The organism is Cellvibrio sp. OA-2007 (genome assembly GCF_000953825.1).
In the GTDB taxonomy this organism is placed as follows: domain Bacteria; phylum Pseudomonadota; class Gammaproteobacteria; order Pseudomonadales; family Cellvibrionaceae; genus Cellvibrio.
In genome coordinates, this window is record NZ_BBUL01000095.1 from 105,689 (window position 1) to 123,188 (window position 17,500).

Annotated in this window: 15 protein-coding genes; 6 read left to right on the top strand and 9 right to left on the bottom strand. The window is 47.3% G+C overall.

Features of this window, described 5'->3' with window-relative positions:
* Window positions 1–65: 65 nt before the first annotated feature.
* The 8 genes from AWU77_RS16165 to AWU77_RS16200 form a co-directional block, all read right to left on the bottom strand.
* Window positions 66–569, bottom strand: coding sequence for an HU family DNA-binding protein (locus tag AWU77_RS16165; protein ID WP_062065553.1), 504 nt, complete (start codon window positions 567–569; stop codon window positions 66–68).
* Window positions 570–881: 312 nt separating this feature from the next.
* Complete coding sequence (locus AWU77_RS16170) at window positions 882–1,382, bottom strand: hypothetical protein (RefSeq protein ID WP_062065556.1); 501 nt, start codon at window positions 1,380–1,382, stop codon at window positions 882–884.
* Between the two features lies 1 nt (window position 1,383).
* Window positions 1,384–1,839: a GNAT family N-acetyltransferase gene (locus AWU77_RS16175; protein WP_062065559.1), complete on the bottom strand. Its 456-nt coding sequence runs from the start codon at window positions 1,837–1,839 to the stop codon at window positions 1,384–1,386.
* 75 nt (window positions 1,840–1,914) lie between these two features.
* Window positions 1,915–3,069 carry a cupin domain-containing protein gene (locus tag AWU77_RS16180; protein ID WP_062065562.1) on the bottom strand — a complete coding sequence of 385 codons (1,155 nt, stop codon included), beginning with the start codon at window positions 3,067–3,069 and terminating at the stop codon, window positions 1,915–1,917.
* A 68-nt stretch (window positions 3,070–3,137) separates the two neighbouring features.
* The gene (purB, locus tag AWU77_RS16185; RefSeq protein ID WP_062065565.1) at window positions 3,138–4,517 is read right to left on the bottom strand and encodes an adenylosuccinate lyase; all 1,380 of its coding nucleotides are present in this window, start codon (window positions 4,515–4,517) and stop codon (window positions 3,138–3,140) included.
* Window positions 4,518–4,583: 66 nt separating this feature from the next.
* Window positions 4,584–5,207, bottom strand: a complete 624-nt coding sequence (hflD, locus tag AWU77_RS16190) for a high frequency lysogenization protein HflD (RefSeq protein ID WP_062065568.1) — start codon at window positions 5,205–5,207, stop codon at window positions 4,584–4,586.
* Between the two features lie 41 nt (window positions 5,208–5,248).
* On the bottom strand, window positions 5,249–6,364 hold the full coding sequence (gene mnmA, locus AWU77_RS16195) for a tRNA 2-thiouridine(34) synthase MnmA (protein ID WP_062065571.1): 1,116 nt from the start codon (window positions 6,362–6,364) through the stop codon (window positions 5,249–5,251).
* A 77-nt stretch (window positions 6,365–6,441) separates the two neighbouring features.
* A complete protein-coding gene (locus tag AWU77_RS16200) occupies window positions 6,442–6,879 on the bottom strand; it encodes an NUDIX hydrolase (protein ID WP_062065574.1) in 438 nt (145 codons plus the stop codon).
* Window positions 6,880–7,032: 153 nt separating this feature from the next.
* Here AWU77_RS16200 and AWU77_RS16205 point away from each other — a divergent pair, with 153 nt between their 5' ends.
* The 4 genes from AWU77_RS16205 (at window position 7,033) to apbC (ending at window position 13,151) form a co-directional block, all read left to right on the top strand.
* On the top strand, window positions 7,033–7,512 hold the full coding sequence (locus AWU77_RS16205) for a hypothetical protein (RefSeq protein WP_062065577.1): 480 nt from the start codon (window positions 7,033–7,035) through the stop codon (window positions 7,510–7,512).
* Window positions 7,513–7,863: 351 nt separating this feature from the next.
* Window positions 7,864–8,988, top strand: a complete 1,125-nt coding sequence (locus tag AWU77_RS16210) for an efflux RND transporter periplasmic adaptor subunit (protein ID WP_062065580.1) — start codon at window positions 7,864–7,866, stop codon at window positions 8,986–8,988.
* A gap of 88 nt (window positions 8,989–9,076) precedes the next feature.
* Window positions 9,077–12,157: an efflux RND transporter permease subunit gene (locus tag AWU77_RS16215; RefSeq protein ID WP_062065583.1), complete on the top strand. Its 3,081-nt coding sequence runs from the start codon at window positions 9,077–9,079 to the stop codon at window positions 12,155–12,157.
* A 142-nt stretch (window positions 12,158–12,299) separates the two neighbouring features.
* Window positions 12,300–13,151 (top strand): iron-sulfur cluster carrier protein ApbC, encoded by an 852-nt coding sequence (gene apbC / locus AWU77_RS16220; protein ID WP_084618497.1) that lies wholly within the window; start codon window positions 12,300–12,302, stop codon window positions 13,149–13,151.
* Window positions 13,152–13,226: 75 nt separating this feature from the next.
* On the opposite strand, the gene AWU77_RS16225 is transcribed toward apbC, so the two are convergent.
* Window positions 13,227–14,600: a glycosyl hydrolase gene (locus AWU77_RS16225; protein WP_062065586.1), complete on the bottom strand. Its 1,374-nt coding sequence runs from the start codon at window positions 14,598–14,600 to the stop codon at window positions 13,227–13,229.
* A 231-nt stretch (window positions 14,601–14,831) separates the two neighbouring features.
* On the opposite strand from AWU77_RS16225, the gene prfB reads away from it, so the two are divergent.
* Window positions 14,832–15,927, top strand: a protein-coding gene (prfB, locus tag AWU77_RS16230) for a peptide chain release factor 2 (protein WP_152625383.1) whose coding sequence is annotated in 2 segments (ribosomal slippage) — window positions 14,832–14,903 and window positions 14,905–15,927 — 1,095 coding nt in all. Because the reading frame shifts where the segments join, the coding sequence is not laid out codon by codon here.
* Window positions 15,928–15,975: 48 nt separating this feature from the next.
* Window positions 15,976–17,472, top strand: a complete 1,497-nt coding sequence (gene lysS / locus AWU77_RS16235; RefSeq protein ID WP_062065589.1) for a lysine--tRNA ligase — start codon at window positions 15,976–15,978, stop codon at window positions 17,470–17,472.
* The last annotated feature ends 28 nt before the right edge of the window (window positions 17,473–17,500 follow it).

Consider the following 17,500-nt stretch of genomic DNA (forward strand, 5'->3'; position numbering starts at 1 on the left):
AAAGACCTTGCAGAAATAAAAAACCCGCAAGAATTTGCGGGTTTTTGTAGCAGAAGCGGCGACGATTAAACGGCCATTTCTTTCAGTTTTTTCAGCGGGCGTACTTTTACTGAAGTGCTTGCTGGTTTGGCTTTAAACATTACTTCTTCACCGGTGAACGGGTTGATGCCTTTGCGTGCTTTGGTAGCAGGCTTTTTCACGGTGGTGATTTTTAGCAGGCCTGGCAATACGAATTCGCCTACGCCTTTCTTCTTGATGTGACCTTCAATGATGTTGGTCAATTCATCTAAAACGGCTTGAACTTGTTTTTTACTCAGCTCAGTTGAGTCAGCAATTTGTTGCAGCATTTGAGTTTTGTTTTGACGTTCAGCAATTGGCTTAACAACAGCTGGCGCAGCTTTAACGGCGGGTGCTTTTTTGGCTGCGGCTTTAGGTGCGGCAGCTTTTTTAACAGCAGCTTTAGGGGCGGCTTTTGCTTTTGGTGCAGCTACTTTAGCGACAGGTGCTTTTTTTACTGCTGTAGCTTTAGTTGCAGCAGCTTTAGGGGCGGCGGGTTGTTTAGCAGCCATTTTGGATTCCTTCTATATTATTGATGAAGAGTGGGTATGCCTAACTTTTAAGCAGCGATGCTCGTGTAACATCGACATGAATTGCTGAGTCTAGCCGATACTCACAATACTGCTTATACGGTTTGAAACAAAGTGAAAAAGCCCTGTATTTATAGGCTCAAATGCACCCAAATACGGATTGACGCTATATATATAGGATAAAAAAGTAATCAGCAACAAAAAATGTGTAGCTTATCCGGCAAAAACGGCTTTTTTTACGGGTTGTGAAGTTTGGCAACAGATTTTGCGTGGGATGATTGCGGTGGCGCTAGGCTAGATATGCAGTAGATTAAATTCGGGTTCAGGCTCACCGTATTGCCACAAGTAATTAAACTCCTCGCGCAAAGACTTTATTTCACCTGCGGCGGCACAGTTGAAAAAACCGCGATGCAGTGAATCGTCATTTTTATACACAAGGTTGTTAGCGTCGCCCAGCACAAACCCCATTTCTTTATTGTTGGGTTCAATGGTCATTTTACGCACCAGAATTTTGGATGAGAGTCGCTGCGCGAGACGTGTTAGGGGGTGGCCGCTTTCTATCGCGGGTTTGGTATTTTTAATCAATATTTGTACCTGCGCGTTGCGACTGGAGCGAGCAAATGTAGATACAACTTGCACAATTTCCGGGGTGGCATAAACCAGGGTGTCCAGATCCTGGGTGAGAACGGCAATAGAGCGATGACTTTGTGCAATGAGTAGCTCAGTGTAGGAGCGAAAGTCCGCTATTCCATCCAACAGCCAAAGTGTTTCACATGCGGATGATTGTTCGGCCATGTCATGCTCCTTGTACTGTCAAGTGCATACTGATGTGCAGTATTCCTGCGTCGATAAACTCATCGCCTTCTGCAGCAAAGCCTAGCGTCTCATAAAATTGACGGCGTTCTGTTTGAGCATGTAGATAAATCGTATTTTCAGGCGCTGCTTTTTTGCAGTAGGCAATTACATATTGCATTAATTGATGGCCGATACCTTGGTTGCGAAAAGGTTTGAGAATAGCAACGCGACCAATATGATAAAGAGACTTATGTGCTGCTATCTCTGGCAATAATCGTGCGCAACCAATGGCTTCACCCTGAGCCGATAGCGCTAAAAAGTGCAGCGCTTGTTCATCTAGCCCATCCCATTCATCCGCTGCAGACACTTGCTGTTCTTGAATGAACACTTCGGTGCGAATGTTGATTAAATCCGCAGAGTGGATTTGCCAGTTTGTGAGAATGATGTTTTGGACCATGGCATTACTCGTTGGTTAAAACAAGCAGAGAAATGATGGGTATCGCTTAGGCTCCACCCATCCTACGGAGGGAAATTACTCGTCGACTAATAAGGTTTCTTGCGTGATCAGCTGCGTCATGGCGGCGCGATTCATTGGGTCTTGTACCAGATCCTTGAGTTCGCGCCAGCTGATCTCTACTTCTTTGCAGACTAATTCTGCCAGCTCGCGTGAACAGCATATTGCTTCGCCATCGGCAAATAGCAGGGTGCCTTTTTCATCGCTGTGAAACGCAAGGCGGGCAGAGGGGTGGCGCCAGAGTAATTCGCCATCAGCCAGTGCGGATTGCCATTCGTCGGCATCTATCTCTAGCGGTTCTTCGTCGCAGTGATCGAGATATTTGCGCTCGGTCATAAACTTGCCGAACCAGTGGGCGATATTTTCAGCAGTTAAATGTTGCTGCAAAATTTTCTGAATTTGTGCGATGGCTTCTGCGCCAATTTCACCTGGGTTATTTTGCAGTTTTAAATCCGGATCGCTAAACCGCAAATCATCGGCAATGGACAGTGCAACTTCTTGCCCAACCTCTGAAATGATGTCGGCATGGCTGGGCGCACGGAAACCAATGGAGTAGGTCATGCAGTCATCGCCTTGCGCATTGCCCCAGTGGGCGATACCCGGCGGGATGTAGAGCATATCGCCCGGCTCGACGACCCATTCATCGGTGGTGTGAAATTCGCTGAGGATTTTTAAGCGAGTGCCTTCTACGCGCGGTGAGTTGTTGTCGCACATTTGGCCAATTTTCCAATGGCGCTTGCCCATCCCCTGCAATAAAAACACATCGTAATAATCAAAGTGTGGGCCTACGCCGCCTTGATCCGGTGCGTAGCTGATCATAATGTCATCCAAGCGCCAGTTGGGAATAAAACGAAATGCATCGAGCATCTGGTTAACTTCTGGCACGTATTGATCGGCAGCTTGCACTAATAAAGTCCAGCGGCTTTCCGGTAAAGTTTCAAAGGTTTTTTCATCAAACGGGCCGTTGCGCAACTCCCAAGGTGTTGTGCCATTTTCCAATACGATGCGCGATTCAACTTCTTCTTCCAGCGCTAATCCCGCAAGTTCATCGGGTGACAACGGCGATTCAAAATTAGGAAAAGCATTGCGGATTAACAGTGGTTTTTTTTGCCAGTAATCGCGTAAGAATTCTTCGATTGGCATATCGCCAAGGTGGGTGAGGGGTGTTGTCATTGTTAATACCTACCAAAAAATACGTCTCAAAAATAAAGGGCTCTTAAGAGCCCTTATTATTTCACGGTTTAAATCGCCTTGGCTTGATCTACCGCATTACCAATGTAATTGGCGGGCGTTAGCTCGCGCATGGTTTGTTTGGCGTGTTCGGGAATATCCAAAGTCTCTACAAACGCTGCCAGCACTTCGCGGTTAATAGTTTGGCCGCGAGTCAGGGCTTTTAATTTCTCATAGGGCTCTGCGACGTTGTAGCGGCGCATAATAGTTTGAATCGGTTCAGCCAATACTTCCCATGAGTTGTTCAGGTCTTCGGCGAGACGCGCGCGGTTAATTTCCAGTTTGCCCATACCTTTCAAAGTGGATGCATAGGCAATCATGCCGTAGCCAAAACCAACACCCATATTGCGCAATACGGTGGAGTCAGTCAGATCGCGTTGCCAGCGAGAGATGGGCAGCTTTTGGGCGAGATGGGTGAAAATCGCATTGGCGATGCCCAAGTTGCCTTCGGAGTTTTCAAAATCAATCGGGTTCACTTTGTGTGGCATGGTGGATGAACCCACTTCGCCAGCGATGGTTTTTTGTTTGAAGTAGCCGAGTGAAATGTAACCCCAAATGTCGCGGTCAAAATCGATTACGATAGTATTGAAGCGTGCAATCGCATCAAATAATTCGGCGATGTAATCGTGTGGTTCGATTTGCGTTGTGTAGGGGTTCCAACTTAAACCTAAACTCTCTACAAACTCCTGTGCGTTTGCTTGCCAATCGACATCCGGGTATGCAGACAAATGTGCATTGTAGTTACCCACAGCACCGTTAATTTTTCCAAGCAATTCCACTTCTTTGACCGTTTTTAACTGGCGGCGCAAGCGCGCAGCCACGTTCGCCATTTCTTTACCCACAGTAGTAGGTGATGCGGTTTGGCCATGGGTGCGCGACAGCATTGAATCTTCGGCGTAGTCGTGTGCCAGTTTAGCGATACCATCAATAATCGCTTCCGCATCTTGCAAAAATACTTTACGGCCTTCGCGCAGCATCAACGCATGCGACAGGTTGTTAATATCTTCTGAGGTACAGGCGAAGTGAACAAATTCTAATACCGCTTCGAGTTCGGAATTGCCGGCAAATTTATTTTTGAGGAAATACTCAACCGCTTTTACATCGTGGTTGGTGGTGCGCTCAATATCTTTTACCGCTTGTGCATCGGCTTCGTTAAAGTCAGAAACAATTTTATCGAGCACTGCATTGGTCGCTGCGCTAAATGCCGGTACTTCGGGTACACTAGCAAGGCGGCTGAGTTGTTGCAGCCAACGCACTTCCACTTCGACACGGAAACGGATCAAGCCGAATTCACTGAAAATGCTGCGCAGTGCAATGGTTTTGCTGCCGTAACGGCCATCGACCGGAGATACCGCATTAAGCGCGGTGAGCGTATTAAATGAATTGTCCATGATGCGTCTCGTTTGAAAATGAAAAGTTAATAATGAAATGGGAGTTCTGGGTGTGATTTGGCCGGATTACATGCGGCGCAAAAAGTCATCCACCTGTTGTGCGATATGTTTGCGATAAAACAAGAGTTGCAGGCGATTGCCGCCGACTTGTCGCCAGAGAATTGCTGAGCGCACTGAGGCGAGCAGCAAGGCGCGGATTTGGTTGGCGATACGCTGTTGTTGCAGGTAATTGTAGTCGCCATTCACCTGGATGCGAAAACGGAACGTGCTCAGGGTTTCGGTATAAAGTGTGCCCAAATTGGCGATAACATTTTCGTGCGTCGATGAAAAATGTTGTGCTTGTTGTGCCACTTGCTCCAAGCGGCTGCCAATAACACCCAGCATATCGCGGCGCCCGGCAAGTTTTTTCTGCAGATGTAATACGCCCAATCCGTAACGCAGTGTTTCGCGATGTTTTTGCGAACCGGGGCGCAAGAGTTCGCGCATCACTTCTAGGCCAGTGCGCAGGTTTTCCAAGTTGCCGCCGTAAACCGCGAGTGTACTTTCAGGATTCAGGTCGAGCATGCTTTCAATACTGCACTTATAGGCATCGGGCGGGACATGGCCAGTTTTTGCAACCTGTTCCACCATGGCGGTTGCCTGAAATACGCCAGCGAGGGCGAGGGTAATGTCTTGCCAGTTTTTGCTCACGCGAAATTCTCTTAGCTACTTAAAAAGGGCTTGTTAATGGATTAGCGATTATCAGTCGATTCGATTACTGCACCGCCGAGGCAAATATCATCCGCATAAAAAACAACAGATTGCCCAGGTGTAACCGCGCGCTGTGGCTGTTCAAAGATCACATCGAGTGTGCCATCGGCCAATAGTGTTACCACACAGGCCTGATCGGGTTGGCGATAACGTGTTTTAGCGGTGCAGGTAATAGTAGATGAGGGCGGAGTGCCATTAATCCAATGGGCCTGTTGAGCGATTAAATGATTGGTATACAGAAGCGGGTGGTCTGTACCTTGTACGGCAACCAATACATTGCGCACCAAATCTTTCTGCACCACAAACCAAGGCTCCTCATTCGCGCCTTTAACACCACCTATACCCAAGCCCTGACGCTGACCAATGGTGTGGTACATCAAACCCATATGTTCGCCAATCACTTTGCCATCGGGGGTTTGAATCTCCCCCGGCTGTGCGGGCAAATATTGCTGCAAAAAATCTTTAAAACGGCGCTCGCCAATAAAACAAATGCCGGTGCTGTCTTTTTTGTTGTGGGTTACCAGACCGTGTTCTTCTGCAATCCGGCGCACTTCCGGTTTTTCCAGCTCGCCTACAGGGAACAAGGATTTGGCGAACTCAGCTTCGCCCACCGCATGTAAAAAGTAGCTTTGGTCTTTGTTGGGGTCTAGGCCTTTTAATAGATGTGCATGGCCATCGCGATCAGCGCGGCGCACATAGTGACCGGTGGCAATCAGCTCACCGCCCAGTTTGCGCGCGTATTCCATAAATACTTTGAATTTGATTTCGCGGTTGCAGAGGATATCTGGGTTGGGCGTGCGCCCAGCTTTATATTCTTCGAGAAAGTGTTCAAATACGTTATCCCAGTATTCCGATGCAAAGTTGGCGGTATGCAGTTTGATGCCAATGCGTTCGCAAACCATTTCAGCATCGGCCAAATCCGCCTTGGCGGTACAGTATTCGGTGCCGTCGTCCTCATCCCAGTTCTTCATAAACAGGCCTTCGACCTGATAACCCTGTTGCTTCAGGAGCAGGGCAGAGACTGAAGAATCGACACCGCCGGACATTCCAACGATCACTTTTGGGCCCGAGGCAACAGCGGGAATAACATCTGACATAAGGAGCAACTGCAAGGAAAGGGAAAGGCGGGCATTTTACCTGCCCCAGCCCTTCACTGCCACCTTAGCCGACAAGATCACCCAACAACGCTGAGGGGAAAGCGGCGCCCAGCACGATATTCCTCAATGATTTGCAGTGTCATCGGGCTGCGCAGCTCAGCTTTGCGCGCCAGCAACTCTTCATAAGTAAGCCAAACTGCTTCGATAATGCCTGTATCCAGCGCGCGCTCAGCATCATGACTAACCGCTTCGGCAATGAATGTGGTGCGAAAGTAGGTAATTCCATTGCTGGGTGCGGTATATAAATTCACCCCTACAACCCCGGTTAATTTCACCGTCCAACCCGTTTCTTCCAGTGTTTCGCGAATCGCCGCTGCCTGCAGTGTTTCGTTGGGGTCTAAGTGACCAGCAGGTTGGTTGTACACTTTTTTGCCATCGGCTTCTTCGTACACCATTAAAAAGCGGTTGTCGCGTTCAACAATGGTGGCAACAGTTACGTGGGGTGCCCAGGTCATAGATAATCCTTGAGTGAGTCAGTAGAGGGCAAATCCTACCAGACTTCTCGATAAGCTCGACTGATTTGACTTGTTGATTTTTGGTGAGATCTTTGATTGAATTCTGGCCAATCACGGAGTGATCTATTTAACACGAATAGCAAGGATGATTTTATGGCTACTCACACATTGATTTTTTATCCTGATCCCTATGTTGGTTTTAATAAGACCAAGCTAATCGAGCGCCATTTGTCACTGGCCGGCGTGATTGGTGCAAGGCTCAAAGCTTCCTCTTTGTTTTCTGCTGGGCACAAATTTCGTCAATTTATTCCTAAAATAGATTCCATTCAAAAATATCAATGCGATCTAATTCGTATCCAGATTGAGGCTGTCGGTGTCTGGATATTGATGAAAGAGCAACCTTTTATTGTCGATTGTTCAAATGTGGTGCTGATTGAAGGGGATATTGTTGGGGATTCGCTGGTTCGCTATAGGTCATTGTGTGACCTGTTGAACAAAATTACAGGAGATGTTTATTGTGTCGGCACTGTTAATGAGCCTGTATGGCAAGGCATATCAGAATATTCCGCAGATTACATGTTGAGTAGTGCGTTTAAATCTATTAGCTCTCCTGAATCGAACGAAAAAGTATAGCTGCTGACAGTTCTTGTCACCCATCTATGGAGAATGGCTGGTTTACTAAATGATGATTGTCATGAATTGTTACTAAACTCAACAATTTCTTGGATCTGTCATTAAAAAGGACTAGTATCTCCTAACCGACCAAATGGTCGGCAGGGCTTCCTTGCTGGCCAAATTGTTTGGGATACCTTTACATTTTGTGACATTTGTTGATTTTTGTTTTAATCAGTGGCTGTGCAACAATTCTTTGGCTGAAAAATGCCGAAGTTAATGGTTGGGATACCGTCGATTTATCGCCTCCCTCCGCGTGTCTATACAGCTCTGGTCGTAATTTCTTTTTCTCCTCTCAATGGTTCCTCATCTATGAACAATGTGAAATCAATCGGCGTTGCCGTAGCAAGCCTTATAGGAATGGTGCTGATTGTCGGCGGTATTAAGGGTGGTCAGATAGCCGCCATGGTGAGTGCAGGTGAAAATACGCCACCACCTTCCGAGACAGTCAGCACGTTTACGGCAGAAGTTCAGCAGTGGCCCAACATATATACTGCAATGGGTACGGTGGAGGCTTCTGAAGGTATTGTGATTGCCGCTGAAGTTGCGGGTAAGGTGAAAGATATTCGCTTTAAGTCAGGTGAGCAGGTTAAGAAAGGTACTGTGATTCTGGTGCAAGAGTCAGGTAACGAGCAGGCGCAATTGAGTGCTGCTGAGGCGCGTTTGCGTTTGGCCAAATCCAATCACGAGCGCTTGGTTGCACTGCGTCAGCGCAATACGGTTTCGCAAAGCGAACTTGATACTGCGGTACAGCAAATGGAGTCTGCACAAGGTGATGTGAATGACCTCAAAACCACGCTAGAGAAAAAAGTCGTGCGCGCTCCGTTTGATGGACGCTTGGGTATCCGCAAGGTTGACTTGGGTGAAGACTTGCAAGTGGGTGGCGAAATTGTGTCGCTACAGGCGACCAATACAGTGCGAGTTAATTTTCCGGTGCCTCAGTTCTGGCTGGTACAAATGGATCGCGGTTTACCTGTTGAGGTAAATGTGGGCGATGGCTCAGACGCAACAATTAAAGGTGAAATTACCGCGATAGGTGCGGAAATTAGTGCTGTAACACGCAATGCGATAGTGCAATCTTATTTACAAAATGAAAAAAGCCAGCTGATTCCTGGTATGGCAGTTGAAACCAAAGTGACTTTATCTAACCCGCAAGAGGTATTAGCCGTACCGAGTACCGCGGTGATTTATGCCCCCTTTGGCGATACGGTTTTTATTATTGAAGCGGGTGAAAAACCCGGCACCTTTAAAGCGCGGCAACAGTTTGTGCGCTTAGGTAAAGCGCGCGGTGATTTTGTAGAAATTGTTGATGGTTTAAAAGCAGGTGATGTAGTTGCCAGTGCGGGTGCCTTTAAATTATTAAATGGTCAAGCGGTAACCGTTAGTGCTTTGCCAACGCCAGAGTTTAAGCTCGAGCCAACCCCTGCTGACAGCTAACAGTGAATGCAGTGTGCGCCCTCGTTTTGTGGGCGCTCCATTTCTCAACGCTTTACTCCATAAGCCAAAAAGCCCATGAGCCTTACTTATGAAATTTACTGATATTTTTATCAAACGGCCGGTGCTCGCTATAGTGGTGAGCCTGCTTATTTTAATTTTGGGTATACAGGCAGGTTCCAATCTGACTGTACGCCAATATCCGCGCAGCGATATTTCCGTGATTATTATTAACACCGTATATGTCGGTGCGAATGCGGAGCTAGTGCGCGGGTTTATCACTACACCTATTGAACGTGCGATTGCATCTGCAGGCGGGATTGATTACATCGAGTCACAAAGTGCGATGGGGATGTCTACTGTCACTGCACACTTGCGTTTGAATTATGACCCGCTCAAAGCCATGACTGAAATTTCGGCCAAGGTGAATCAGGTGCGCGGTGATTTGCCTCCGGAAGCCGAGGTGCCCGCCATTCGTATTGAAGCTGCGGACTCACAATTTGCGGCGGCGTATTTAAGTTTTAGTTCGGAAATTCTTGAGCAAAACCAAATCACAGATTTTTTAACTCGTTCAATTCAGCCGCGCTTAACCGCAGTTGCTGGTGTACAAAAAGCAGATGTATTGGGTGGCAGAACCTTTGCGATGCGTATTTGGCTTAAGCCTGAACGCATGGCTGCACTAAACGTGACGCCGGTGCAAGTTCGCGCGGCATTGGCTGCAAATAACGTACAAGCAGCGGTAGGGCAAACTCGCGGCACTTATACCCAAGTGAATTTGCGTGCAGATACAGATTTAAAAAGTGTTGATGAATTTAAACAGTTGGTTATTCGCAATTCTGCCGACGGCATTATCCGTTTAAGCGATATTGCTGATGTTGCATTGGGTGCTGAAAACTACGATACGGTGGTTAACTACTCGGGCGACACTGCGGTATTTATGGGAGTTTGGGTTGCGCCCAATGCCAACGCATTGGATGTAATGAAAGCTGTTAATAAAGAAATGGAGGCTATTAAGGCCGAATTGCCCACGGGCTTGTCGGGCACTGTCGCCTATGACTCAACTGAATATATCGATGCAGCAATTAATGAAGTCATTAAAACATTGACGGAAACCTTGTTGATTATTGTTGTCGTTATTTTCTTGTTCCTTGGTTTTAGTCGTTCGGTCATTATTCCTGTGTTGGCGATTCCACTTTCGTTAGTGGGCGCGCTGTTTATTATGCAGGTGTGTGGCTTCTCGCTGAACTTGTTAACGCTGCTTTCAATTGTGCTCTGTGTTGGTTTGGTAGTGGATGATGCTATCGTGATGGTGGAGAACATTGAGCGTCATATTCAAGATGGAATGAAACCGTTTCAAGCGGCCATTCTTTCTGCGCGCGAATTGGCGGGGCCGATTTTGGCTATGACAGTGACATTGGCTTCTGTGTATATCCCCATCGGTTTACAAGGTGGTTTGATTGGCTCATTGTTCCGCGAATTTGCAATTACGCTGGCAGGTGCGGTAACAATTTCCGCGATTGTTGCTATTACCTTATCGCCGATGCTGGGTTCGCGCATGCTCAAACCCCATACCGGTTTAAAAGCGCCTCTGGAAAAACCATTTGAACGCTTTCGTGAATGGTATGGCCGTAAGTTAGCGGCGAGTTTACAGAACCGCGCAGGTATCTATGTTTTCTGGATTGGCATTACTATTTTGTGTTTTCCGCTCTATAACATGTCGCCCAAAGAGTTAGCACCTACAGAAGATCAGGGTGTTATTTTCGGTATAGTGGATTCACAAGCCAACTCCACTGTGGATCAGGCATCGCATTACGGTAAACAAGTTAACGAAGTCTTTATGAGTGTTCCAGAGACGGACTTTACTTTCCAGTTGACGTTTCCTACCGGTGGTTTTTCCGGCATGGTGACCAAACCTTGGGAAGATCGCGATCGCGATGTGTTTGAAATCATGCCGGAAGTGCAACAGAAATTATCGGCCATTGCCGGTGTAAGAATTCTGCCTATTACCCCGCCGGCATTGCCTGGTGGTGGTCAGTTCCCGGTGGAAATAGTGTTGGCATCTACCGCGGACATTAAAGAAATTTATGATTACGCATTAAAAGTGCAAGAGATCATGGTGAAGTCTGGCATGTTTTATTTCCAAACATTGGATGTAAAAGTTGATCAGCCGGATTACAAACTCAGTATTGATCGCGAAAAAGTAGCTGATCTCGGTTTGAATTTGCAGACAGTCACTAACGATGTTGGAACCTTATTGGGTGGTGGTTATGTCAATCGCTTCAATATGGCAGGTCAAAGCTACAAAGTGATTCCACAAGTTAAGCGGGTAGAGCGTTTAAATCCGGATGATTTGGCGAGTCTTTATGTCACCGGCCCGGACAATAATTTAATTCGTTTGGATCAGGTTGCCAGCATTAGTCACTCTACTGAGCCGCGCACGATTAATCGTATGCAGCAGCTTAATGCGGTAAAAATCAGCGGTGTTACCGGTGCACCCTTGGGGCAAGCCTTGGCGCATGTTGAAGCTGAAGCGCGTAAAATTCTGCCGAAAAGTTACACCATTGATTACACCGGTGAATCGCGGCAGTTGATTCGTGAAGGCAATACATTTTTACCGGCTTTCTTGATGGCAATTGTGATGATCTTTTTGGTGTTGTCGGCGCAATACAACAGCTTCCGTGATCCGCTGGTTATTTTGGCGGGTTCAGTGCCTCTGGCAATGTTTGGTGCCCTGTTATTTACCTTCTGGAAAATACCTATGCCCATTCCGTTCTTTACCGATGGTTTTACCACGACACTGAATATCTATTCGCAAGTTGGCTTGGTTACCTTGATGGGCTTGATTGCGCGGAACGGTATTTTGGTAGTGGAGTTTGCCAATAAATTGCAGGAAGAAGGCATGGCAAAATTGGATGCAATCCGCGAAGCGTCTTCATTGCGTTTGCGTCCGGTAATGATGACCAGCGTGGCCACAATTGCCGGTCACACGCCATTGATATTTGCGGCGGGCGCAGGTGCTGAGGCGCGTAATGCAATTGGTATCGTACTGGTGTTGGGTATGACTATAGGTACCTTCTTTACCTTGTTTGTCTTGCCATCGGTTTATATGTTGCTGGCTAAAGATCACCAACATGATCGTGACAATCTGGAAGAGTTAGCTGAAGTAAACTAACTTAACCAATAATAATCCTGTTGATGACAAGTTCGTTAGCAGTAAAAAAGGGTGCCATTTGGCACCCTTTTTTGTTAGGGTGCAGCCAATTTTCATCAGCTCAAAAAGTGCTGTTCGATCGTTTTTGGTAGAGGTCTAATTTATGGCAACAACTCAAGGTACGGCACATTCCCAAGCGATTCCGCAGGTAAAAAATATTATTGCGGTGGCATCGGGTAAGGGTGGTGTAGGTAAGTCTACTACGGCGGTAAACCTTGCTTTGGCCTTGGCGGCAGAAGGTGCGCGCGTGGGTATTTTGGATGCTGATATTTACGGACCCAGTCAGCCACAAATGCTGGGCGTAGGGCAGCGCCGTCCGGACATCGTAGGTGAGCAGGGTAAGCAACAAATGCTGCCGATCAATGCTTACGGCATCCAATCGATTTCTATGGGATATTTGGTTACCGAAGATACGCCGATGTTGTGGCGCGGTCCGATGGCGACAGGTGCGCTGCAGCAACTGCTGATGCAAACTCGCTGGGACAATCTGGATTATTTAGTTATTGATATGCCGCCCGGCACCGGTGATATTCAAATTACACTCGCACAAAAAGTTCCGGTCACCGGCGCTGTGATTGTTACTACACCGCAAGACATCGCCTTGCTGGATGCCAAAAAAGGCATAGAAATGTTCCGTAAAGTGAATGTGCCTATTTTGGGTGTGATTGAAAATATGGCAATGCACACCTGCTCAAATTGCGGCCATGAAGAGCATATTTTTGGTGAGGGCGGCGGCGAGCGTATCGCGCGGGATTATCAAACTGAACTGCTCGGTTCTCTGCCGTTAGATTTGTCTATTCGCGCCGACGCAGATCAGGGAAAACCTTCTGTTGCGGCCGATCCTGAATCAGCGGTCAGCCAAAAATATCGTGCAATTGCACGCAAGCTGGTGGCGAATATCCAGCAACATAATGCCAACCAAGCTATGCCAACGATTGAGATTTCAGATGATTAATATTTGTTGATGTGCTCGGTTAGATGCATAAAAACTAAAAAAGGAGATCACTCGATCTCCTTTTTTATTGATTGTTTACAGGGCGGGTAACTCATCGAGCGTAATAACGTTCGTGTGGTTGTAAACCTTGGTTTTGTGCGCATTGGTGTTGTAGTGCTCACCAGTCCAAAAGTTGTCTGCGCTAGTTACTCCTGCTGCAGTGTCGCTGTCATTCCAGGTCATAAACCATAACCACCAAGCGCCATCAGTTGCGATTTTATCCGGGTCGGGGATGTAGCTATTTTCGCTTAATGCGACCATCTTGGTTTCAAACGGGTATTTGCGCGCTTGTGTATAGGTTGCGATTTGCGATTTATAGGTTTTGTTGTCAGTACTGTCATAAATATCGTGGCTGACAATATCCACGTAGTTGTCGCCGGGATACCAAGCGGCATTCTGCCCATTCCACACCCATAACAAATTGTGTAGCCCATGGTGATTGGTTAATCGGTCATACATGTGTTGCCAGAGTAAAACTTGAGCGAATGCTTGAGGGACCCCATCGGTACGGCTGCGTCCCCACCAAAACCAACCGTTGCCGTTATTGCCTGAGGCTTCGTGTAGTGGGCGCCACAATATGCTTACATTCGCATCATTGAGTTTCTTTAGCTCTCCGGCAATTAAATCAATGCCTGCATTAATTTGGGTATAAGCGGCGCTGCCAGTGTCTAGCTCACCGTCCTTAACAGGGATCTGAAAGTTGGTGTCCTTGGTGTAAAACTGGGCGTTATTAACATTGGTGGTATTCAATAATGCGGGATCTCGCCAGTGCCAGGCAAATGTAATGAGTCCACCTTTGTTTGCGTAGTCGATGGCCTCTTGGGTTTGTCGTAAGCCCTCCACCCAGCTTGCGGTCATACCGTAATTCATAAAGTCATAGCCCATGATCGCTGGGTATTTACCGGTATCGGCAAAAACACGTCCAGCCATATCAATAGAATCTTTCCAGGTTAAGTCCTGTTGGCCCGATAGTGTTTTTTGCCCCCAGATACTTTTTAAGTAGGTAAAGGTGGCTTGGGTTTTGGCGTTTGCGTTGGGGTCAATTGGCGCCGAGCGCAATGCTCCGATAGGAAGACTGGTACGGTTTGTAGGGCAGTATGCTTGAGCTATGCAATAGTGGCCGCCCTCAAAATTCCAATTGTTGCTAGCGCTGGTACAAACATTCCACTGCTTACCGTCAATAGTGCATTTGGCAGTTGACGGTAGGCTCGACGAGGATGCCTGGATAGACGAGCTGCTTGAGCTGGATGGTGCGATCGAGTTAGATGCGGCGCTTGAAATAAGTGTGCTGGATGCTGCTTTGGATGTGGCTGGCGTAGGTGAACTCCCGCCTCCGCCACCACAAGCAGCCAATAAAAGGGTGATGCAGAGGTGGGCGATACCTGTGGCCAATTTGATCGAATACTTCATTAGGACTCCGGGAGTTATTATCGTTTTGATTTTGGTGATTAATAAGTGTAACCGGTTACAGCCTGCAGTATACAGATGCTCTACGTATTCAGGTAGCCCAAATAGATCATATTTGTAAGTAAAATGAACGCAATGCCGTGTTATTTGGCCTCATGCGCCATCTCATGTAGAATGCGCGCCTCGCTTTTTCTGCCTGTTGCAGGCCTAAACCGGATCAAATTGCGCATCATCATGGAAATTAATCCTTTATTACTTGCCCTTAAAGACCTCGCCGAGCGCACCAATGTGCTTAGGGGGTATCTTTGACTACGATCTCAAAAAAGAACGTTTAGCCGAAGTTGAACTGGACCTCGGTGAGCCGAGTGTTTGGGACAAACCCGAACGTGCCCAAGCTTTAGGGCGCGAGCGCGCTGCATTGGAGATGGTGGTTAAAACCATCGATGATCTGGACAACGGTGTGCGCGACTCTCGTGAACTGTTGGATATGGCCGTGGAAGAAAAAGACGAATCCATGGTGGCAGATGTTCAAGCTGAACTTGAGCGTTTGGATAAACAGTTGGGTGAGCTCGAATTCCGCCGGATGTTTTCCGGTGAGACCGACGCCAACAATGCCTACCTCGATATTCAATCCGGTTCCGGCGGTACAGAAGCGCAGGATTGGGCGGAAATTGTATTGCGCATGTATTTGCGTTGGGGCGAGGCCAAAGGTTTTAAGGTTACTCTCGAAGAAGTTTCTGCTGGCGATGTTGCCGGTATTAAAAGTGCCACCATCTATTTTGAAGGCGAATATGCGTTCGGTTGGCTGCGCACTGAAACCGGTGTGCATCGGTTAGTGCGGAAATCGCCTTTTGACTCCGGCAATCGTCGTCATACTTCATTCTGCTCGGTATTTGTCTCGCCTGAAATTGATGACAATATTGAAATTGAAATCAATCCGTCAGATTTGCGTATCGACACTTACCGCGCCAGCGGCGCCGGTGGGCAGCACATTAACAAAACTGACTCGGCCGTTCGTATTACGCATATTCCAACCAATATTGTTGTGCAATGCCAGAACGAGCGCTCGCAACATGCCAACCGCGACAAGGCTTACAAAATGTTGCGTGCAAAAATGTACGAACAGGAAATGCAAAAGCGCAACGCGGATAAGCAGGCGATGGAAGATAATAAATCCGATATTGGTTGGGGCAGCCAAATTCGCTCTTATGTATTGGATGATTCACGCATTAAAGATTTACGTACCGGTGCGCAGACCTCTAACACGCAAGCAGTGTTGGATGGCGATCTCGACCAATTTATTGTCGAAAGTTTAAAAGCCGGTCTGTAATTTTTTCAGATCTAACCCTACATTTTTAATTCAACTTCAGTGAAGACTATGAGCAACGAAACCCAATCAGCACAAACAGAAGCACAGGATGAAAATAAACTCATTGCCGAGCGCCGCCAGAAATTGGCTGCGATTCGCGAGAAGGGCAATGCCTTCCCCAATGATTTCCGTCGCGCTGATAAAAGTGTTGATTTGCAGGCGCAATTTGGCGAAAAAACCAAAGAAGAATTAGAAGCGCTGAATCAGGTGGTGAGTGTTGCTGGCCGTATTATGGCAAAACGTGGGCCATTTATGGTGCTGCAAGATGGCGATGGTTCAATCCAATTGTATGCCGATAAAGCGGCGCAAGAAGTCATTAAAGATAAATGGGGTCTGTGGGATATAGGCGATATTGTCGGCGTTAAAGGTGCGTTGCACAAATCGGGCAAAGGCGATTTGTATGTGAATTTGGAAGAGTATCAATTGCTGACCAAAGCATTGCGCCCGCTGCCGGATAAATACCACGGCCTGAGCGATCAGGAAATTCGCTATCGTCAACGCTATGTTGATTTAATTGTAAATCCGGAAGTGCGCGACACTTTCCGTTTGCGTTCACAGTGCATCAGTTTTATTCGCAACTACATGAGTGGCTGCGGATTTATGGAAGTAGAAACCCCTATGTTGCATGTGATTCCTGGCGGCGCTTCAGCCAAGCCATTTATCACTCATCACAACGCGCTGGATATGGATATGTTTTTACGTATCGCGCCGGAACTCTACTTGAAGCGTTTGGTGGTTGGCGGTTTTGAGCGCGTATTTGAAATTAACCGCAACTTCCGTAACGAGGGTGTATCCACTCGTCACAATCCAGAATTCACTATGATGGAATTCTATCAAGCTTATGCCGATTACAAAGACCTGATGGATTTGACTGAAGACTTGTTGCGTAAGTTGTGTATCGAAGTGACTGGTGGCACCAAGTTGAAATACCAAACCAGCGAGTACGATTTTGGTAAACCATTTGCTCGTATGTCAGTGTTTGATTCAGTTTTACAATACAACCCGCAAATTACGCGCGAACAGTTAAGCACGATTGAGGGGGCAACCCAAGCGGCAAAAGCGTTGGGTATTCAAGTTAAGGATTCGTACGGTCTCGGTAAAATCCATATCGAAATTTTTGAAGAAACCGTTGAGCATAAATTGGATCAGCCTACCTTCATTACCGAGTATCCAATTGAAGTCTCACCCTTGGCGCGCCGCAATGACGAAAATCCAGCGGTTACTGACCGTTTTGAGTTCTTTATCGGCGGGCGCGAATTAGCGAATGGTTTCTCTGAGTTAAATGATGCAGAAGATCAAGCTGAGCGTTTCATGCAACAAGTGCGTGAAAAAGACGCCGGTGATGATGAAGCCATGCATTACGACGCCGACTTTGTGCGCGCCTTGGAATACGGTTTGCCACCAACGGCAGGTGAAGGGATTGGTATCGACCGCTTGATTATGCTGTTTGCTAACGCACCGTCGATCCGCGATGTATTGTTATTCCCCCATATGCGCCCTGAGTAAGTTAACGGGCTTGAAGGTGATATCGTCA